The organism is Desulforhabdus amnigena, assembly GCF_027925305.1.
Classification (GTDB): domain Bacteria; phylum Desulfobacterota; class Syntrophobacteria; order Syntrophobacterales; family Syntrophobacteraceae; genus Desulforhabdus; species Desulforhabdus amnigena.
Genome location: NZ_BSDR01000001.1, coordinates 3,707,026 through 3,726,826, shown reverse-complemented (window position 1 = coordinate 3,726,826; position 19,801 = coordinate 3,707,026). Strand labels below are relative to the sequence as shown.

20 protein-coding genes and 1 pseudogene are annotated in these 19,801 nt (G+C 51.8%); 10 read left to right on the top strand and 11 right to left on the bottom strand.

What is annotated here, in order from left to right; all coding sequences use genetic code 11:
- The first annotated feature begins 130 nt into the window (after positions 1-130).
- On the top strand, positions 131-1,312 hold the full coding sequence (locus QMG16_RS15805; protein WP_281795787.1) for a CaiB/BaiF CoA transferase family protein: 1,182 nt from the start codon (positions 131-133) through the stop codon (positions 1,310-1,312).
- Between the two features lie 162 nt (positions 1,313-1,474).
- Here QMG16_RS15805 and QMG16_RS19680 read toward each other — a convergent pair whose 3' ends face one another.
- The 6 genes from QMG16_RS19680 to QMG16_RS15780 form a co-directional block, all read right to left on the bottom strand.
- Entirely contained in the window at positions 1,475-1,588 is a 114-nt protein-coding gene (locus QMG16_RS19680) for a GxxExxY protein (RefSeq protein WP_373878752.1), read from the bottom strand.
- Positions 1,589-1,662: 74 nt separating this feature from the next.
- On the bottom strand, positions 1,663-1,923 hold the full coding sequence (locus QMG16_RS15800; RefSeq protein ID WP_281795786.1) for a GxxExxY protein: 261 nt from the start codon (positions 1,921-1,923) through the stop codon (positions 1,663-1,665).
- A 267-nt stretch (positions 1,924-2,190) separates the two neighbouring features.
- The gene (locus QMG16_RS15795) at positions 2,191-2,949 is read right to left on the bottom strand and encodes a PEP-CTERM sorting domain-containing protein (protein ID WP_281795784.1); all 759 of its coding nucleotides are present in this window, start codon (positions 2,947-2,949) and stop codon (positions 2,191-2,193) included.
- Between the two features lie 699 nt (positions 2,950-3,648).
- Positions 3,649-3,867: a hypothetical protein gene (locus tag QMG16_RS15790; RefSeq protein ID WP_281795783.1), complete on the bottom strand. Its 219-nt coding sequence runs from the start codon at positions 3,865-3,867 to the stop codon at positions 3,649-3,651.
- Positions 3,868-4,554: 687 nt separating this feature from the next.
- Positions 4,555-4,821 carry a type II toxin-antitoxin system RelE family toxin gene (locus tag QMG16_RS15785; RefSeq protein WP_281795781.1) on the bottom strand — a complete coding sequence of 89 codons (267 nt, stop codon included), beginning with the start codon at positions 4,819-4,821 and terminating at the stop codon, positions 4,555-4,557.
- Entirely contained in the window at positions 4,818-5,012 is a 195-nt protein-coding gene (locus tag QMG16_RS15780) for a hypothetical protein (protein ID WP_281795779.1), read from the bottom strand. Before QMG16_RS15780 ends, QMG16_RS15785 begins: the two co-directional genes overlap by 4 nt.
- A 530-nt stretch (positions 5,013-5,542) precedes the next feature.
- Here QMG16_RS15780 and QMG16_RS19675 point away from each other — a divergent pair.
- Both QMG16_RS19675 and QMG16_RS15775 read left to right on the top strand, forming a co-directional pair.
- Positions 5,543-5,662: pseudogene (locus tag QMG16_RS19675) on the top strand (helix-turn-helix domain-containing protein); the annotation flags it as partial.
- A 454-nt stretch (positions 5,663-6,116) separates the two neighbouring features.
- A complete protein-coding gene (locus QMG16_RS15775; RefSeq protein WP_281795778.1) occupies positions 6,117-6,725 on the top strand; it encodes a PEP-CTERM sorting domain-containing protein in 609 nt (202 codons plus the stop codon).
- A gap of 644 nt (positions 6,726-7,369) precedes the next feature.
- Here QMG16_RS15775 and QMG16_RS15770 read toward each other — a convergent pair.
- On the bottom strand, positions 7,370-7,555 hold the full coding sequence (locus QMG16_RS15770; RefSeq protein WP_281795776.1) for a type II toxin-antitoxin system Phd/YefM family antitoxin: 186 nt from the start codon (positions 7,553-7,555) through the stop codon (positions 7,370-7,372).
- Positions 7,556-8,220: 665 nt separating this feature from the next.
- On the opposite strand from QMG16_RS15770, the gene QMG16_RS15765 reads away from it, so the two are divergent.
- The 3 genes from QMG16_RS15765 (at position 8,221) to QMG16_RS15760 (ending at position 9,932) form a co-directional block, all read left to right on the top strand.
- Positions 8,221-8,790 (top strand): Uma2 family endonuclease, encoded by a 570-nt coding sequence (locus QMG16_RS15765; protein ID WP_281795773.1) that lies wholly within the window; start codon positions 8,221-8,223, stop codon positions 8,788-8,790.
- A gap of 549 nt (positions 8,791-9,339) precedes the next feature.
- Positions 9,340-9,606, top strand: coding sequence for a type II toxin-antitoxin system HicA family toxin (locus tag QMG16_RS19670; protein WP_373878684.1), 267 nt, complete (start codon positions 9,340-9,342; stop codon positions 9,604-9,606).
- A 5-nt stretch (positions 9,607-9,611) separates the two neighbouring features.
- On the top strand, positions 9,612-9,932 hold the full coding sequence (locus tag QMG16_RS15760) for a type II toxin-antitoxin system HicB family antitoxin (protein WP_281795772.1): 321 nt from the start codon (positions 9,612-9,614) through the stop codon (positions 9,930-9,932).
- Between the two features lie 471 nt (positions 9,933-10,403).
- Here QMG16_RS15760 and QMG16_RS15755 read toward each other — a convergent pair whose 3' ends face one another.
- The gene (locus tag QMG16_RS15755) at positions 10,404-10,661 is read right to left on the bottom strand and encodes an FmdB family zinc ribbon protein (protein WP_281795771.1); all 258 of its coding nucleotides are present in this window, start codon (positions 10,659-10,661) and stop codon (positions 10,404-10,406) included.
- Between the two features lie 156 nt (positions 10,662-10,817).
- Here QMG16_RS15755 and QMG16_RS15750 point away from each other — a divergent pair, with 156 nt between their 5' ends.
- From QMG16_RS15750 to QMG16_RS15740, 3 genes are all read left to right on the top strand, one after another.
- Positions 10,818-11,651 carry a hypothetical protein gene (locus QMG16_RS15750; protein WP_281795769.1) on the top strand — a complete coding sequence of 278 codons (834 nt, stop codon included), beginning with the start codon at positions 10,818-10,820 and terminating at the stop codon, positions 11,649-11,651.
- 49 nt (positions 11,652-11,700) lie between these two features.
- Complete coding sequence (locus QMG16_RS15745) at positions 11,701-11,886, top strand: hypothetical protein (protein WP_281795767.1); 186 nt, start codon at positions 11,701-11,703, stop codon at positions 11,884-11,886.
- Between the two features lie 328 nt (positions 11,887-12,214).
- Positions 12,215-13,144, top strand: a complete 930-nt coding sequence (locus tag QMG16_RS15740) for a YkgJ family cysteine cluster protein (RefSeq protein ID WP_281795766.1) — start codon at positions 12,215-12,217, stop codon at positions 13,142-13,144.
- Between the two features lie 267 nt (positions 13,145-13,411).
- Here the strand turns inward: QMG16_RS15740 and QMG16_RS15735 are convergent, their stop codons facing one another.
- The 3 genes from QMG16_RS15735 to QMG16_RS15725 form a co-directional block, all read right to left on the bottom strand.
- A complete protein-coding gene (locus QMG16_RS15735) occupies positions 13,412-14,275 on the bottom strand; it encodes a flavodoxin family protein (protein WP_281795765.1) in 864 nt (287 codons plus the stop codon).
- Between the two features lie 630 nt (positions 14,276-14,905).
- Entirely contained in the window at positions 14,906-16,963 is a 2,058-nt protein-coding gene (locus tag QMG16_RS15730; RefSeq protein WP_281795764.1) for a thioredoxin domain-containing protein, read from the bottom strand.
- Between the two features lie 699 nt (positions 16,964-17,662).
- A complete protein-coding gene (locus tag QMG16_RS15725; protein ID WP_281795763.1) occupies positions 17,663-17,857 on the bottom strand; it encodes a hypothetical protein in 195 nt (64 codons plus the stop codon).
- A 486-nt stretch (positions 17,858-18,343) separates the two neighbouring features.
- Between QMG16_RS15725 and QMG16_RS15720 the strand changes: the two genes are divergently transcribed.
- Positions 18,344-19,564, top strand: coding sequence for an IS110 family RNA-guided transposase (locus QMG16_RS15720; RefSeq protein WP_281792048.1), 1,221 nt, complete (start codon positions 18,344-18,346; stop codon positions 19,562-19,564).
- Positions 19,565-19,801: the final 237 nt, after the last annotated feature.

Here is a 19,801-nt window from a genome sequence, read left to right as displayed (position 1 = left end):
CGCCCCCGCACGGAGCAAACATTCACCCCAGAGAACGCAATGAGCAAAGGGTATGGAGGAAACTCAAGAAGCGGTCCAACTTCCCCTTTCTGCGCAATCTGCGGATAAAAAACACACGAAAGGATCCAAAATGACGACAGGAGCGCTTTCCGGTTTCAAGGTCCTCGACTTGTCCCGCCTCCTTCCCGGCCCTTTCTGTTCCATGCTGCTGGCCGATATGGGAGCCGATGTCATCAAGGTGGAAGATCCGAAGCTGGGAGACTACATCCGCTGGTGGCCCCCGAAAATCGGAAAAAACAGCGGATTCCACGTGGTGCTCAACCGGAACAAGCGCTCCCTGACCCTGAATCTCAAGGCCCCCGAAGGCAAGGAAATCTTTAGAAAACTGGTCAAGGATGCCGATGTGGTGCTGGAAGGCTTCCGGCCGGGAGTCATGCGGAAGCTGGGGCTCGATTACGAAACGCTCAAAGAACTCAACCCACGCCTGGTCTATTGCGCCATCACCGGCTACGGCTGCGAAGGCCCTCTCGCCCTCAAGGCCGGCCACGACATCAACTACCTGGCACTGAACGGAGTCCTCTCCTACAGCGGCAAAGATGGGCAACCCACTCTCACGGGCGTTCAGATCGCAGACCTGGGTGGAGGCGGCCTTCTCGCCGCCTTCAGCATCGTGACCGCCCTCCTCGCCCGGGAACGGCTGGGAACAGGCCAGTTCATCGATATCTCCATGACCGACGGAGCTCTCACCTGGAACTGCCTGCGGTGGGGAAAATTCCTGGCCGATGGAAAAGTCCCCTCCCCCGGGGACGATTTTCTCAACCACGGCTTTGCCTGCTACAACATCTATGAAACCCGGGACGGGCGGCACATGTCCCTCGGCGCTCTCGAACCCCAGTTCTGGAAAGCCTTCTGTCAAACCGCCGGCCGCCCAGAATGGGAGCAGCCCCATTACTTCGAACCCGGCCCGCATCAAAAAACTCTCCAGGAAGAGATCGCCGCATTCTTCAAGCAAAAAACCCAGGCCGAGTGGATCGAACAGTTCAAAGAGAGCGACTGCTGCTGCGAACCCATCCTGAATCTTGCCGAAGTGATGGACAACCCTCAAACACAGGCGCGCCGGATGGTGGTGGAACTCGTCCACGAAAGCTGGGGGGCCTACAAACAGCTCGGCATCGCCCCCAAGTTTTCCCTCACCCCGGGGAGCATCCGCACCCACGCACCCGAGCTCGGGGAACATACGGACCAGATCCTGGAGAGCCTGCAATATTCCCGGGAACAACTGAAAACGCTGCGATCCAAGGGTGCGATTTAGAACCTATCCGGAAACCACCTATGGACTTTACGACACCCCCCTTTAATTCCCCCCTCGAGAGGGGACCAAGGGGGGTGTCCACTGCCGAGGTAGGTTTTCGGATAGGCTCTTAATCGAGGGACAGTCGTTTTATTCTGCGCTTGAGGAGGGAGACGTTGAAGTTCATGAGGGGATCCACGCTCTGATGCCCGTGAGTTTAAGGTAAGCAAGGAACTGGGCTTCGTGGATGGGTTGAAGGCGGTCGCAGGATTTGAGTTCCAGGAAGAGTTGTCGCACCACGGAGGCACGGAGGGCACGGAGCAGGAATCTTTTTTTACCGGCCGGGAGGCGGCCGGTAAGAAGGCTTGCCTTCAGGGTCTGAGGTCAAAGGGACGCAGGTCCATGCGGTATCCGCAGTCGAGTTTTGTTCTCTTGTAGTCGATAGGGAGAGGCTTTTCTTTTTCGTAGGGAATGGATCGGAGGTCCAGTTCCCTGCAGAGGCGGGTTGCGTAGGCGGATTCGAGGAGTCCGGGCCCCAAGGCTTTGTGGACTTCTATGGCTGCGCCGATCACCTGGCCGACGAGTTCATTGAGCTCGGAAGGAATCGGGGTTGCAGAGCGGTCAGAATCCATAAGGGCCTCCACCTGTTAGCAAAGGAGATCCTTTTTGCCGGCCGCCTCCCGGCCGGCAAAAAAGAATCCAACTCTGTGCCCTCCGTGTCTCCGTGGTTCTTCCATCAACCAATCCCAGTGTCCGGTTCCAATTATGACCAACCCTCTCATTTAATCCGCTACCCCGAACGTCTAGATTTCTTTCCAGAAAACGATAAGGTGCGCGCAGAACCCTTCCAGTGAAGATTAAAACTCCCCCCTTGAGGGGGGCCAGGGGGGGCAGGTTTTTCAAAATGAGAATCGCTGCCCAAAGCCCAGTTGGCCGGGCTTTTCTTTCAACTGGATCTTGGAAATTTTTTTTCTATGAAAGATTGCCAGGCCCGTAATACCGGAACCCAAAAGCAATAGCGTACCCGGTTCCGGAACGGGAACCGCTCCTCCAGTCGCACTCGTAGTCTTGGGGGAGGCAGAATCCTTATCATCGAGCCCGGTGGGATTCTTACCTTTGTTACTGTCATCAGCCATGGCAAAAAAATAGTCTCCCGGGTCAATACTGCCGGAGTATTGAAGCTTCACATTCAAGGCATAGAATGTTTGGTTGCCCGGAAAACCGGTGAGTTCATACCACCCCTTGCTCAAGTCCACCGGACCGAGATTCAATCCAAAATAGGGATCCGAATTGTATCCCTTTACTTTGCCGAAATCGTATTTGACGAGGGATTTTCCTTGAAAAGTCGGTGCATTCCGATTGTAAACGTCCTGGGAAGTGAGCAGGTAAATCTCCTTGCCTATAATGCTTGTAAAAAGCACCAGGTCGTGCCCTGAAGCCCCGATCAGGAAACCTTCCCCTTTTTCATCACTTGCCAGCTTGATGTAGGAATCAACGAAATAGTTTTGATAATCTTCCAGAAATCCATCCGGCCCGGAATATGCCACATCCGTTGCAACCCCCAACGCCGGAACTGCGTGGGCGGAAACCCACGGCAATCCAAGTAGAATAATGAACAACAGGAAACCGTTAACGAAAGCTTTTCTTCTGGTATTCACAGCAGACCTCCCATTCTGACAGCATAACTTCCATACAAAATTTTTTGTTTTTATGATCAGCCCGGCATCATCCTTGTGCTTATCGGCAGATTCCATAAAAACCTTCAATTTTATCGTGGAGAAGTCGCCCGGCCGGAATGGTCGATCTTATTCCCTGTCGAGTCACGCAAAACCCAGAAAAACCCAGTGGATGCAAATTTAGAAAGACCCTTGCTTTTCAGCGAGAGTTTCAGCGAGAGATCCTTCATCGGCAAAAGTCTCCAAACCAGGTTCATGCGGATGAGATCAGAGCGATCGCCTTCTGGGCTATTATTTTTTCCGATTTGATTTTGTCCTATGTCATGGGCTGACCCCAAATGACTGGGTTTCGCATTCTGAGATAATGCGCCGGATTTCTGCCGGTGTGATATCCAATTGTTCGGTCTTGGAATAGATGGTTATCAGCACGATTGGACCGCTACTGGGTCGATAATAGATAATCCGATAGCGCCACTCTTGCCTTTGGCTGCATCTGAATTTTTGGCTCGGACCTTGAAAACTTCGTATTGGATATGTTGAATTTGATCTCCCGGTGTCTTTCCCTGGGTTAGATCTTCAATGAGCGGTTGTACATCGGATTTTATACGTCGGTACTTCTTGGCCAACTGCCGAAGATTACGCTTGAACTCCGGAGTGTAAACGATCTCTGGCGCTTGAAGATTATTGGGCATCGATATCATCCCACAAGTCTTCCACCGGGGATGTCATGCCGCTTTGAGCCTCACACCACCCCTGCCGGAAGCTTTCCTCAGCCGGCTTCAGCGTAACACTCTCCCGGAAAGCACGCATCATCTGCAACAGAAATGGCAAATACTCTTCCGGCAGTGCATCTATCTCCGCCAGTACTTTATCTCGGCAAATTTTAGTCGCAGTACTCATATAAAACCTCCTTAGCTTGTAATCACCTCTTTTTCACCGCTAGAGGAGAAGTTCGTAATCTTCACCGTTCCATCGGGGAAAGGGGAAACGAGCCACCATATCGAGTGTCCCACCCATTGCCTCGATCGTCGCACGCAGAGCAGAAATGCAAATATCGGTGCGCTTTTCCAGCTCGCCATCCCACCATTCACCAAACTCGCCTGTGTATTTGATATCCTATATCAGATTTATACCTTGTGAAATATATATAGGGCTCATCCCACGGGAAGGCGGATGAAACACTCAGCAAAGATGTGCGCATTTCATGATGAAAAGACATCGAAGAACGCAAGTCAATAAACAGGTGAGCCTTAAACAAGGATTTCCTGTCCTCTTTGCGGGTCCTTGGCCGAGTTGAGGCAATTGCTTTTTCTATTCGATTTTATCCTATGTCAAGGGCTGACCCCGAATGATTCAGAAAAACCCAGTGGATGCACATTTAGAAAGACCCTTGCTTTTCAGCGAGAGATCCTTCATCGGCAAAAGTCTCCAAACCAGGTTCATGCGGATGGGATCAGAGCGATCGCCTTCTGGGCAATTATTTTTTCCGATTCGATTTTGTCCTATATCAAGGGCTGACCCCGAATGCACGATGTGGTTCGGTTCCGCCTTCAGCCCTTTGTCAGGCCAGAATTTCTGTGGGCTGGACTACGGAAAGTACCGATAGATATCGCTTCGATGCAGAAACCTGACGAATATAATCGTACCATCCACCACGCTCATACCGATTCTGTAATCGCCGAGCTTTATCCGGTAGTAGTGGCCCTTCACCCTGAGCTTCTTTAGATTCGCTATATCAGAAAGAGTCTGAGCAGATTCAGTCTCTTCAATTACTTTCTGAACTTGCCGATGAAGCTCTTTGTCCCTGACCCGCTTCAGGTCCCTGGCAAAGCTGGCTCTGAATTCGACTTTCATTCCCGGCCCTGAAGGATATCGAGTATCTCGTGTTTATCAGCCGGTTGAGTAGCCTCGCCTTCCGCAATAGCGTGCGCAAGCGCAATATCCTCAATTACCTCGGATAGTATTTCGTAAATCACTTCTTTACGGTCTTCAAGGACCTCCACGAGAGCCTGCTTCATCAATTCTTTGAGTTTACTTTCATCCACGCATATTTCCATGTAAATCTCCCATTCTGATGAGCTGGATACAATACAGCAATTCTCATTTTGGATGTCTCTCTTGATATTGGCACAGAGGGATTTTCACCGCTAGAGGAGAAGTTCGTAATCTTCACCGTTCCATCGGGGAAAGGGGAAACGAGCCACCATATCGAGTGTCCCACCCATTGCCTCGATCGTCGCACGCAGAGCAGAAATGCAAATATCGGTGCGCTTTTCCAGCTCGCCATCCCACCATTCACCAAACTCGCCTGTGTATTTGATATCCTATATCAGATTTATACCTTGTGAAATATATATAGGGCTCATCCCACGGGAAGGCGGATGAAACACTCAGCAAAGATGTGCGCATTTCATGATGAAAAGACATCGAAGAACGCAAGTCAATAAACAGGTGAGCCTTAAACAAGGATTTCCTGTCTTCTTTGCGGGTCCTTGGCCGAGTTGAGGCAATTGCTTTTTCTATTCGATTCTGTCCTATGTCAAGGGCTGACCCCGAATGACTGACCCCGAATGACTACCTGAACTTGACTGTCGGCTACGTGTCGCAATTGAAACGTGGGGTAAAGTGGCCGACAGGCGCAACGCTCGTCTTGCTGAACGTAATCCGCCGCAAGGGCATTGAAGCCATTCTTTAGAAGCTTTCACCTTTCACATTGCCTGCTTTACCGGACAACGCATCGAAAGTACTCCTGTTTTCTTTGCAAGTCCTTGACCGAGTTGAGGCAATTGCCTTTTTCTATTTGATTTTGTCCTATGTCAAGGGCTGACCCCAAATAACCAGAGCCTTTCATTCGTCGTCGGATTTCTTTACAGATTTACAATTTGGGGCAAACCAGCTTTGGGTAACACCTTTTGGAGCGTAAGCAAAATAACCGTCGCCAATGTTTACATTTTTCGCCCTATATGGAAAGGTGAATTTTGATTGGTTTGCATTTTTGGTAGCGTCATAACTTACTGACATATCATATGGAAACAAGAATAATTGAACAAATTGCAAGTTTGGCACAATACTTGTTAATTGTTAAATAAAAAAAAGAGGGCCAAAAAATAAGTTATAAAAAGCGAAACAAATTAATGATGGAGGATCTTATGCGCATCGATAGACTTTTTGCAGTTAGCTTCGTAATTTTGTTGAGTCTGGGGCTGGTAGTCGGTCAGGCGAGTGCTACCATGATTTATGATCTTAACATCTCTAACGTGAATCCGGCCAGCGGTGACTTTGGCACTGTAACCGTTGAATTGACCGATAGCACGCACGCAGCCATTACGTTCACAATCTCTGATGGTTACAAAATGGGCGATGGAGGAGCAGCCGCCTTCAACTTAAATGGCACCGCAACCATTACTCCTTCAAACTCTTCATTCACTTCAGAAGGTGCAGGGAATGAAGACGGCTTTGGCTCTTTCAATACTAAGTATACCACCGGTAACTTTAACCCTAGCAATCAGTTTTCCAGCGTTACATTCACCTTGCTTGCTACAGGCGGAACCCACTGGAACACCGACTCTGACGTTCTGACTGCGAATGCTAGTGGTTATATGGTTGCTGCTCACCTCACCGGTTTTATTCCCGATTCTGAAGGCAACATAACAGGATTTGTCACAAACGGTGCCCCTGTGCCCGAACCATCCACCTTGTTCCTTCTTGGTCTTGGATTAATTGGGGTGGCTGGACTCAGGAGGAAATATCTAAACTGATTCGTGTTCATTTGCAAGGTTGTACGACGAGGGCGAGGTCGGCAGTGGCCTTGCCCTCTTTTTTTTCTGTGCGCCCGGCAGGTGGATTAAAACCTTCAGCTTTTCGCAGATAGCCGTGATTTTTGGGAAATGAGGGACGCCCTTAATTTATTAACTTCTGACATGTGGCTGGGAGCAAGTCGGTTGTTCGAACAGCCAAGATTCCAAAAAAGAATGGAATGGACCGAGATTAAGTTAATAAGTTGAGGCTTGGTCATAATTAGAAAAACCGCGCCAGGACTTGCCTGAGCACGGTCACTGCCCTACTGTAGAGGTTAGTGTGTATCTGGGGTCAGCCCTTGACATAGTCAAATAGAAAAAATGATTGTCCAAGAAGTCGATCCAGCCAATCGCTTATGCCTTGGCTGAGGCATCAGAAGCACCTTGAAATGCCTTGTTTTTACTTCGAAAAGCCTCATTCCAGTATAAAGAGCCGGACCAAATCAATATATTTTTTTCGAATATTTGTTTTGAAGTTGGATGTTTTCGCCTTTAAAGCAGTTTTCTTGCATCCTTCTCAGTTTGCTTTGTGAAGACAATCTGCCGTTTCACCAGTCGGCTTTCTTTGCACATTCCTCGCTTGACGTATTCAGACCTTCCCTGATCTATTCTCGGATGCCGGGCATGGAGAGTAGATACACCGTTTCCTGTACAGTCCTCCAATCCTCCCCGGAGGCAAGAACGGCATTGGCGCTTTTGCCGGTAATGAGGATAGGCTGATGAAAAGCCGCTGTCTCATCGACTAGACGGTAAAGCTTCGAGCGAGCCCCGCCGACCGTAAGCGTTGCCATGAATTTCCTTTCCTTCCTGAACGTGACAATATTTCCGTCACGCGATCCCGTGCGATATGTCAAATGGCGGCTTATATGGCAGCAATTCTCATTTTGAAAAGTGAATACTCCCATGCCCTCCCTCAAGGGGGGAACTTGAACATTCAATTGAGCAATTTTATGCTTAGAGCCTATCCGAAAACCTACCTCGGCAGCGGACACCCCCCTTTAATTCCCCCCTCGAGGGGGGACCAAGGGGGGTGTCGCAAAGTCCACAGGTGGTTTCTGGATAGGTTCTTAACCTGAACACCAACCCCATCGAGAATTCCAGGGGCAAATTCCCCCTTTGAAGGGGGATCAAGGGGGATGTCGGAAATGCCAATATCATGAGAGACATCCAAAATGAAAATGGCTGCGCCTCCGATTTTGCCATCAAGATAAAAATACAATATGATTGTATGAGGTTCTCCGCAAATGAGAATCTGTCGGCTTTTAGAATACGGCAACACGGGAACACGTTATGCAGCTTTAGCCAAAGACTGCATTGTCGTCTTTATTGCACGGAGTGTAAGAAAAATACCGTTCCGATCATTTCCCTGATAAAGGCCCTCCAGCATGCCAATCATCTCCCTGTCCGCCAACGATAGGGAGCACATTGAAACAGGGTCGAAGTGAAGGAGTGTGTCATGTCCGAGCCGGCAAAGAAAACCGCGACCTATGAGGATCTCTACAGTATTCCCGAAAACATGATGGGAGAAATCATCAACGGGGAGTTGATCGTCACTCCGAGGCCGTCCCCGCAGCACATGCTCTCAACATCCGTGCTGGGGGGCAAGATATTGCCACCGTATCAATTCGGCGAAGGAGGTGGTCCCGGAGGTTGGATCATTCTTGTCGAGGTCGAAATCAGATGGGACGAACAGCTCGTCGTCCCGGATCTCGCAGGCTGGAGGAAAGAGAGATTCCCGAAAAAGTTGGAATACAACTGGATCGACGTCACCCCCGACTGGGTGTGCGAGGTCCTTTCCCCGAGCACAGCGCTGCGCGACCGTACGGTAAAGAAGACGCTTTACGAGCAACATGGGGTAAAGCACCTCTGGCTGGTCGATCCCTTTCACATGACTCTGGAGGTATTGAGGCTCGAATCCCATCGTTGGGTCCCTGCGGGTGTCTTCGGCGGCCACGAGAAAGCGCGCATGGAGCCCTTTCAAGAAATAGAAATCGATCTTGGCGATTTGTGGTTGGAGTCCGGATAACCTCTGTAGGACGCTTTCGTGTTTTGGCTGCTTGCTGTACCCCGGCAGTTCGAAGCCATGCGGAGGAAGATCCAGAGGTACGAGTCGGCCCAGGACATGGAAGACAGGGCTTCCCACATGAGGGCCATCGCTGGATGCATCCACAGCATCTACAGTGGGATGGAAAAAATTCTCAAAGATTTGATCCGGAGGTCATGGGAAAGGGGTCGGGCCGAACCAACATATTGTTTCTTCTTTGATATTTGTTTAAGAGTGAATACTTTTAGCCTCAGAAGGCCCTTTTCAACCTCCAAAATGCTTGTTTAAGGCTTCCGTGTTTTTGGATTGCGCTGTTTAATCTTTAGAGACAAAGCAAATCCGACTCGAAGCAAGCCTTGTCAGTCCGAAGTCACCGCAGGTCCAACAAAGCGCTGTGCAGCGGATTGGCTCCAGGCGCTGGCGCGCTTCCGCCAACCGGTGAGCGCCGTGATTAGTAGTCATAGCGAATGCCGTACCTTTCCGCATCAATTCGGACTTCCTCTCTGGTGGATGATGTCATATAATGATACTATGAAGCTGAGCAGCAGGCACCTAAAAACACTGCGTGCCATATTTGAAGATCCTGTCCGTTCTGATGTTGAATGGGCTGGTATCGAGAGTCTTCTCCTTGCCTTGGGGGCTGAACTGAGCGAGGGGCGGGGCTCAAGAGTACGCGTCTATCTGAACGGGGTTCGAGCTGTTTTTCACCGTCCACATCCACAGAAAGAGACTGACAAAGGGGCTCTCAAGTCACTGAGGCGGTTTCTGACAGAAGCAGGTATTCAGGCAAAGGAATAAAACGCATGCTGACGTACAAAGGGTACACGGGACATGTAGAATATGATGACGAAGCAGGTATCTTCCATGGAGAAGTCCTTGATCTGAAGGATGTCATCACTTTCCAGGGAAAAAGCGTTGAAGAAATAGAACAGGCTTTCCGGGAGTCCATTGATGACTACCTGGAGTTTTGCGAGCAGAGGGGGGAAGAGCCTGATAAACCATTCTCTGGGCGGTTAATGCTCCGCCTGCCACCGACCTTGCACCGGAAGGTATATGTCCGTGCCCTCAAAGAGGGCAAGAGCTTGAACCAATGGATTGCAGAGAGGCTTGAGAATGCCTGCTGATCGGGTAGTCGGGGCTCTTCCCCCCACAGCATCCGGCATGCGGGTATCTGGGGTCATCCCTTGATATAGTCAAATAGAAAAAATGATTGTCCAAGAAGGCGATCCAGCCAATCGCTTATGCCTCGGCTGAGGCATCAAAAGCACCTTGAAATGTCTTATTTTTACTTCGAAAAGCCTCGTTCCAGTGTAAAAGGGCGGACCAAATCAATATATTATTTTTTTATCGAATATTTGTTTTGAAGTTGGATGTTTTCGGCTTTAAGCTACTTGCTGTACTCCGACAGTTCAAGGGATCTTCATGGCACGAGGTTCCAAAGTCCGCACGGTTTGCCCGGCGCAACGATGCTGGATCACCCAAATGATTCATGTCGTTCCAATGGATTCCAGGCATGGAACGGCCCCCCTGATTTTTGGGATTTGACCGTCACTCCGAAAGAGCCGCTCCCAAAATCAGATGGGGATTTATCCTTCTTACCTGCTGTACCCCGGCAGTTCAAGGGTCGTGCAGCTGTTGCCCGGGCCGCAGTTTTTGGTCGTAACACTAGGGCCTGCAGCCTGCCCCTTTGACGATCCGGAATCCCCCATGATATAGCTGACGCGGCTCAGCACCCGTTCCAGGTCTTCGCACTGGCATTCCCTGCACTTCATTTCCACTTCCTCGGAACTGCTCGAAACGATGATTTCCTGAATATTTCCACACGCGGTACATCGAAATTCATAAATAGGCATTTTGATTCTCCTCGAGGATATCCATAAAAGTGACCTTAAAGCTGTGGGAACAATAACAAACGGCATTCAGGGTGTCAATTGCCCAAAAGGACACACTACTTTCTCACATTTAAGGCGTGACGCAGGCGGCACCGAGCCGTTATAATCCCCGGTACCATGAAAACCCTCTGCGCACCCACTCCCGAACTCGCCTGCTTCGGCTGCTGCCCACCCATTCGGCCGGCTCATTATGATCCCCTGGACTTTGCGGGCAGCCTGAGGCGCGAGTTCATCGAGAACCGTCGGACCTTCTTACAGGAGGGGCCCCGATACCGGCCCATCGTGGGGTATTCCTGTTGGGGGCTGGGTTTTCTGGATGCGCGGGGCCGCCGCGCCGGGTGCCTCCTGCACCCCTTCCAGAACGAGGGAAGGGATTTGCGTTACCTCATCGACTACGGAAACAAGTGCCACCGGGAGAGCTGCGAGCCATCCCGCATGTTTTCCCTGCTGCCCCCCGAAGGCCGGGAATTCTGGCTTCCCCTGGTTCGAGGCTTGAACACATTCCTCTATTCCAGCCCCCGCGCCAACCCGCTCTTTCACCTGATGCTGTGGGGGCCGCATGTTCTGGAACCCCTTCGAACGCTTGCACACTACATGAACTGGACGGAAACGGAACTCCTCCAGCGCCACCGGTTTCTCCTGGATTCCGCCTGGCCGCCTCGAACCTCCCGGTACCTGTTCCGACTGGTCCTCGAACGATTCCCCGGGACCACCGGGTCGGACGAACCCTTTGAAGAACTCTGCCGGGAACTCCGGCGGCGTGTTTTATCCCTCCCGGAAATCCGTCTTCCCCATGACACGCTCCCCGAAAGCGTATACACGCACAGATTGCCCATGGAACCCGACTTTTGCGATTTCCTGCGCCTGGGGCTGGGATGGAGAAAGGCATCTCCCCGACATGCCGGGAGGATCAAAGACCGAATCGAAGAAATTGCAAAGGAATGGGGCTGATTCCAAAGAGCGGCTTTATCTCTTTTTTGTGGACCCCGAGGTTTATCTCTTGGCCACAATAGGCTATATAGACCTGGAAATCAAGAATGGCGGCGCCGCCTTACATGGTGAAGAGGAAAACAAGGCTTGTGCCTTCAATCTCCTCGAACGCCGCCGTGGAAGGCGGCGCTACCAGGGAAGACAACCGGGTATCGGCAGTTCTCATTTAAAAAAGTGCCCCCACACCTTCCTTTAAGAGGCTGTCTGAAAATTCCTCTGCTTGGGAGCCGAACCTGCTTCGATTCCCCCCCTTGAGGGGGGGCCAAGGGGGGTGTTTTTCTGGTTCGCCAAATCTTGACACCCCCCTACCCCCCTCAAGGGAGGAATTTTCAGACAGCCTCCTAAGGGAGAAATTTTCAGACAATCTCTAAGGAAGGAATTCCCGGGGTAAAGCTCCCTTCGAAGGGGGATTGAGATGACGAGAGAGATTTTTCCATCCGTGTCGGGAAGAGGAATCCCGGCACGAAGGAACGAATAGGAAAGCTTCAATCCATCTGGACTATCAAGGAGAATGAGAGCACTTTATGACTTCTTCCAACAGCACTCGAAATCGTATGGATACAATGGGTTACCCGGGCGACTGGGACGTGGAAACGCTTCGCCGGAACTGGCTCGAATTTTTGACTTCGTTCATGAAAGAGACGGAAACGTCTCTCCCCTTGAAGCGCGTCCAATATCAGCTGGAACAGAGCATCACTTACCAGGAAATAGAAAACCGATGGCCGAGAATGAGTGCGTCGGAACGGCTGGATGCGTGGAAACGGCTGCTGGAATCCAGCGAACAGGTTGTCCGGGAAATCCTTCCCACCTGTGTGCAGTGCGGTGAGTGCTGCCGCAGGAGCGCTCCCACACTGCACCGGGAAGACCTCGAAATCCTCCGCCAGGAAAAGATTCCCTGGAACCAGCTGCTCACCCTTCGAAAGGGGGAGCCCGTTCGTTCGCCTCAGGAAGACAAACTGATTTTTCTGCTGGACGAGCGGATCAAGTTCCGGGAAAAGGAAGGATCTCAGGAATGCGTATTTTTCGACAACACCACCGACCAGTGCATGATCTACGCCGACCGTCCCCTCCAATGCCGGGCGCAGGCATGCTGGGACCCCAGCCAGTCAAAGGAACTCGCGACACAGCCCTACCTGAGCCGGCGCGACATTTTGCAATCGGTGGAGATTTTGCTGAAGATGATGGAGGAGCATGATGAACGCTGTTCCTTTGCAAAACTTCATGCGGCTTTCAAGAAGCTCGAAGATTCCAAAGGGGAAAACATCGATGAAGTGCTCCAGCTCCTCGCCTACGAAGACCATTTCCGACATTTCGCGGCCGAACAGTTGAATATCCCGGAAGATACCCTGGACCTCGTTTTCGGAAGAAGCTTCGCCGAAATGGTCCCCATTTTCGGCTTTCGCGTCACGGAGGAACCCGACGGCACCAGGTGTCTGGTCGCAGACCGGGGCTGAACCACAGCACTATTTCGAACTCGCTGCACACAGGAAAGGTGCAGCTTTTTTAAAACGACGCAAGAAGTACACTCAAACAGAATGGTAGCGCCGCCTTCCACGGCGGCGTTTTTGAGTTGTGGAGATTGCATCGGAGATTCCTGCCACCCACGCTCAAGCGGCGCCATGTAAGACGGCGTTATCAATATTGGGTCACCAAAACTATTCATGTCATTCCAATGGACTCCAAACCAGGACTTCCACCTGTTGATTTTTGGATTTGATCCTTCACTTTTCATCTTTCTTCGGCTTCAGCCAGGTACCTACCTGGGTGTAGCCCTGAGTAACCTCCTTGAGTTCCTTTCTGCGCGCCATGAACTCTCCTTTCATGCCCCTCAGCCATTCGGCATGGCGTTTGACGTCTTGCAGAGTGAGGAAAAGAGGGTGCTCCCCGGCTGTCGTCCTGATTTCCAACGCATTCTTTTCGTTCCACCCGTAGGGGCCCGAGCTGCTGCAGAGCATGCATCGAACCTGGCCGTTGGGAAGGAATCGAAAGGTATCTCCCCCACAGAGGGGGCAGACCGGGATCGAGGGGTCTTTTTCCCGCTCGCCGGTTTCAAGCGCCCGGGCCAGGCGCAGTGCCGTTTCTTTGCCTCCCTCCTTCAGGAAGATCTCTCCGGGAAGGGCTCCATAGACCACCGCCGATCCCCTATGATCCCCCAGAGTCAGCTTGATGAAGCTATCCACATTGAGCCTGGTGTAGCCTTCCATCCCTTCAATTCCAGCAATGGCAACCCCTACGGCGGGTTTTCCCCAGAGCTGGTCCGCATGGGCGTAAAAGCTCAGCCCCCGGTCCAGAAACCGTTTGAGGCTGGAAACGGCCCCCAGCAAGTAGGTGGGGACCGCAACCACGTAGGCATCCGACTCCAGCAAGGCTTGAAGAATGAACTGAAAGTCGTCGTCGAGAGGGCATTTCATCTCGCCGAAGAGGCACTGGTAACAGGCCCGGCAGGGCTGAATGTCCATCTCGGGCAGCCTCAGCAATTTCAAATCCCATTCCCCTGAAAGCCTACGATAGAGCTCCTTGATAAAAAGCTCGGAATTCCCAAACTTTCTGGGAGACACTACGAAACCCAACAGAGTTTTCCTCATTTCGATCATTCTCCTGGCAATGGCCGGTTCTTCCACCGAATTTAAAAAGCCCGATACGCGAACAAGAATTCGAGAATAGCATCAATTCATTACAGAGCGGAAAAAGTCTTTTCCCTGCCCACCACAGAATACGGGCAGGGCCGATGAACATCCAGGAAACAGGAACGAAGATAAAAAAAAGCTAACCGGAGGGGCTAGAACCGGTTAGCTTTTCGAGGAGGAAAGAGTTGATTTCTCTTTTGCTTTTCTATTTTGCAACAAGGATGCCAACTCCAATCATATTCATTATCATATTGTATTTACATTGTTTTTAAAAAATAACGGTTCTGAATTCATACACCTGGCGCCCTCAATTCACGACATAATCGCGTCAAATCCAAAAATAACGACATAATTGCGCCACAAAAAACCGCCAATCCCGCCATCCCCAGGGTGTTCTTCGGCGGATTTATGGATTCCCGCCATGAGCTATGAACCATGAGCCTTTTTTTCATATAAACCACGGAGGCACGGAGGGCACGGAGAAAAGCAACTATTCTCCATGCCGGGAGTCGGCATGGAGAATCCTGTCTGCCACCTCCGCGGCAGACAGGATCAGCTCTTCACTCTGTGTCCACCGTGCCTCTGTGGTTATTGCGCCAGGATCGCTTTCAACGCGTCCACCTCTGTGACCGGTTCTTTACACGCAAAGTTCTGGCAGACATAAGCCATGGGCTTGCCGTCGATGCTTTTGAGCGGTTTCACAAAGGGCGCCAGCTCCTCGATCCCTCCACTCCGGCCATCTTCGGACCGCAGCATCAAAACGCGATGGGGAAGGAACAAGCCATGAACGGTTTCCACCATTTCCTGTGTCGAAACTTCTTCGGGATTTCCAGCCACGATGATTTCCAGGGCCGGCCCCAGGGCGAAATCCACGGCATGGAGAAACTGAGTGTACCCCGCGGGAAAATCCGCGACCATCCCTGCAAATCTATTGAAGAGCTGTTGGGCCTTTTCTTCCCACTGCGTATTTCCCGTCATACGCGCCAGTCGAAGGAGGTTCAAGACCCCCACCGAATTGCTGGACGGCACGGCGGCGTCATAAATCTCCTTGTCCCGGACGATGAGCGGCTCATTGTCCTCGGCGGTGTAGAAGAAACCGCCCTCTTCCTCATCCCAGAAAAGATCCATCATCTGCTGATGGACCTTTACGGCCTCTTCCAGGTAGAACGCATCGAATGTGGATTCGTAGAGCTCCAGAAGCCCCCATACCAGGAAGGCATGGTCGTCCGCATATCCCCGGTGAGCCACCTCTCCGTGGCGATAGCGCCGGAAAAGCCTTCCCCCCTCCCGGCGCAGGGTGTTCAGAATGAAACGGGCCGCGGCGCAAGCCGCATCGAGGTAGGCGGGATCGCGCAGGACCTGGTACCCTTTGGCCAAGGCAGCGATCATGAGCCCGTTCCAGGCCGTGAGGACCTTGTCGTCTTTGAAGGGATGCACCCGTTTTTCACGCACGGCGAACAGCTTCAGCCTGCCCTTTTCCAGGAGCTTTTCCAGCTCTTCGGCTTCCATCCCGAAGCCCGGAGCCATCAGCTCCACTGACCTGGAAATGTGAGGGATACTCAGACTCTCTTCAAAATTCCCCTCGGGGGTAATGTCATAAAAGCGGCAAAAGACATCGCCCGCTTCCGCCCCGAGAATGTCCTTCACTTCTTGAGGCGTCCAGACATAAAAAAGCCCTTCTCTTCCCTCGCTGTCGGCATCTTCCGCCGAATAGAAACCGCCTTTCGAGTCCGTCATATCCCGGAGCACATATTCGAATATTTCGCGGGCCACCTGTGCGAATCTCGCTTTTCCGCCGGCCTGAAACGCTTCCGTGTAGGCCATGGCAAGCAGCGCCTGGTCGTAGAGCATCTTTTCGAAGTGGGGCACGAGCCATTTTTCATCCACGGAATACCGGTGAAACCCGAATCCCACCTGGTCGAAAATACCGCCGTCCCGCATGGCGTCCAGAGTTTTTTCCACGATATCGAGGGCTTCCGACTGAGGGTCACGCTTGTGCTGGCGTAGAAGGAAAGTCAAGTGATGGGGGGTGGGAAATTTGGGAGCCGCTCCGAAACCGCCCCACGTGTGATCGAAAGACCTGCTGAAATGGCGGTGGGCATTGTCCAGGGTTTCGGCATCGAGAGCCGGCCCCTGCCCTGTGGGCTTCCTCGGTTGAATGGCGTTGGTGATCTCATCGCTCACCCTCAACAGCCGCTGCCGGTCCTTTTTCCAAAGACCGGCCACCTGTGCGATGATGTCCATAAAACCGGGCATTCCCATCCGCCCCGATTTTGGAAAATAGGTGCCGGCAAAAAAGGGCTTCCGGTCGGGGGTCATGAAAACGGAAAGGGGCCACCCGCCGCTGCCGGTCAGGGCCTGACAGACAGTCATATAAATCTGGTCCACATCGGGGCGTTCTTCCCGGTCCACCTTGATGCAAACCGCATTTTCATTGAGAAGCTTCGCCACCTCCATGTCTTCGAAGGATTCATGTTCCATGACGTGGCACCAGTGGCATGTGGCGTACCCGATGGAGAGGAAAACGGGCTTGTCCTCCTCTTTGGCTTTTTTGAAAGCCTCTTCTCCCCACGGATACCAGTCCACGGGATTGTCGGCATGCTGCAATAAATAGGGACTCTTTTCCTGACTGAGACGATTGGCCATAGGTTTTACTCCCTTTATAAGAAAAAGGCTCATGGTTCATGGCCTCATGACGGTGCGGTGCAAATCAGGCCAAATGGATCCGCAGATTTCGCAGATTGCACAGATTAAATAAATCCAGTTCACGATAGTAAAGTTTCTCAATCTGCGAAAATCTGCACAATCTGCGGATCGAAAAGGAGGATTTCAATTGTTCGAAGGTCTCGAAAATGAAGGGAAAGGGCTTTAGCCCTTTCCCTTCCGGGACGTTTCAGTTCAGGAAGAAGAACAGGTGGCGGGAATTTTTGCAAAGAAGATTCGGAACAGGATCTTATCGCGGAGCATCTGCTTTCGCTGTAGATTCTATGGTGCACTTCGTGAAATCGATCTCCTTCTTGCAGCCTGGGCAGATATGCGGCTTGTCAAACTCATCGGAGAAAATTTCCTTTTCCTTGCCGCAATTCGGGCATTTGCAAATAAAAGAACTCAAGTTCTTAAATTTTTCCAACCCAGGACAATGTGCAGGCGTCGTACCGTTCATGGTTCCCTCCAATCAATGAATGTTTGAAACAGGCCCAATGCACTTCATGCGCACTTCTTATAGATGACGGTCGCAGGGTCTCGGCGGTACATTCGCGCATTCCCTGAAAAGATTTTCTTCCAAAAAAGAAGAGAAGGAACGCGGCGACCGAGTACTCCGCAACCTCTTTCATCCTGAATTCATCAAACCTTAGATTCTTCTTCCTCGATAATCAACTTTCCTTTGATCTTCGTCCCACAAGAAGGACACAAAATTTCAATCTCCTCCTCGGGACCGATATATTTTTCTTTCATGGTCTCTGGAGGAATGAATGACACATCACCACACGCACATTGTGGACACTGCCCGGTCACTTTATGCCTTTGTTTTTTGGCCATTTGAATTTCCTTCTAAAATTAACCCGTCTCCCCGTGTCACTCCATCGCTTGGGAAGATTTTCCATTTCACGGACCGGTTCCTCGATGTTTGGCTTCTCGTTGATCTCATGCAGATCAATATAATGCACAATACCCTCTTTATCGACAAGGAACAAGGCTTGATCCATGAAGGCTGCCGAAAACCTGTCCTCGGCAGCGCCTACATTCACTTCCCCCCCTTGAGGGGGGCTAACGTTCATGCCGAGATGTTCGCGGCACCCCTGATGATGAAAGGTGGTATAAAGGGAGCTGGCGAGGGCGAGGTCGCGCAAGTGAATACGTGGCTTGGACCCAGTCAGCTAACGAGACCCATTGTTTCGCATCGCACCCCGGATTGCTTCTATAGAGAGCGCACGGTAATAGGGCCACGGGTGCCGGGCACCCGCAGGTTGATTCGAAACATGTCCTCGCCATCTCAACATACATTTTACAGGAGGAGTCGAGGACATGGAACTGGAACCGATCCACAAGAGCGCTATAGGCCTTGATGTTCATCAAAAGCATGTGACGGCCTGTCTGATTGCGGAACAGGAAGACGGATCGATCCACACGGAAACACTGACTTTCGGTACGTTTAAGCGGGATCGGCGAGCTTTGGCCAGGTGGGCCAGAGACGCCAACCCCGAAATTGTGGTCATGGAGAGCACGGGCATCTACTGGAAGAGCATCTACTCGGCCTTGGAACGCGAGGGAATCGTTGCCGCCGTTGTCAATGCCCGACACGTCAAGCAGGTTCCCGGTCGCAAAACGGATGTGGCCGACAGTCGCTGGCTGGCCATGCTGGCCCGTTGCGGCCTGCTTCGCGGGAGCTTCATTCCTCCAGAAGAACTGGGAAACCTCCGTCTGATTTCCCGTGAGAGACAGAAGCTGGTTGGGATGCTTGCCAGTGAAAAGAACAGGCTTCATAAAGTCCTCACGGATGGCGGAATACGTCTTTCCGTGGTGGTCAGTGATATTCACGGTCAAGCCGCCCGGCATATGATCGAATGTTTGATCGAGGGCGGAACACCCCTGCAGGCGCTGGAGTTTGCCAACTCCAGGCTCAAAGCCACTCCCGAGGAGTTGCTCGACGCACTCGATGGCGATTTGACTCCCGCCCATCGATTCGTCCTGCGCGAAATCCTCCAGCACATCCGTGAGCTCGAGGCCCGTATCGCTCGATTCGACACCCAATTGCTGGCTGAACTGGAGTCTCACCGCTGGGCTCTGGACCTTCTCCAGACCATACCTGGAATCGATGCCGTGGGTGCGGCTATGTTGATCGTCGAGATCGGACTGGACATGGAGGCCTTCGGCTCCCCACAGCGTCTGGCCTCGTGGGCCGGGGTCTGCCCTGGCAATAACGAATCCGCCGGAAAGCGAAAAAGCGGTCGCATTCGCAAGGGCAACCCATATGTACGACGACTGTTGTGCGAAATGGCCAATGCCGCACGTCGTACCAAAAGCATGTTCCAAAGCAAGTATTCGGGGCTTGTCATACGCCGGGGACACAAGCGCGCCATTATTGCTTTGGCTCATAAGATTCTGAAAATCGTTTTCATTCTGCTCAGTCGCAGGGTACCTTATCGAGATTCACAGGTGGATTACAAAGAGCTGATGGTTCAGCGCAATGCTCCTCGATGGATCGCGGCTTTGCGCCAGTACCATATGCTGCCCACTGCGATCTGAACAGACCTTACCACAACTCAGGTTTTTTTCAATCCGCCCAAAAGCGGAGATGGTGGACTGTTCCCGAGAGCTCATAGTACTTTCACGGTAAGAACCTATCCGGCCCCCCCTGTGGACTTTGCGACACTCCCCTTCAATTCCCCCTCGAGGGGGGACAAAGCGGGGGTGTCCGCTGCCGAGGTAGGTTTTCGGATAGGCTCCAAGGGGGGTGTTCCGAAGTCCATAGGAGATTTCCAG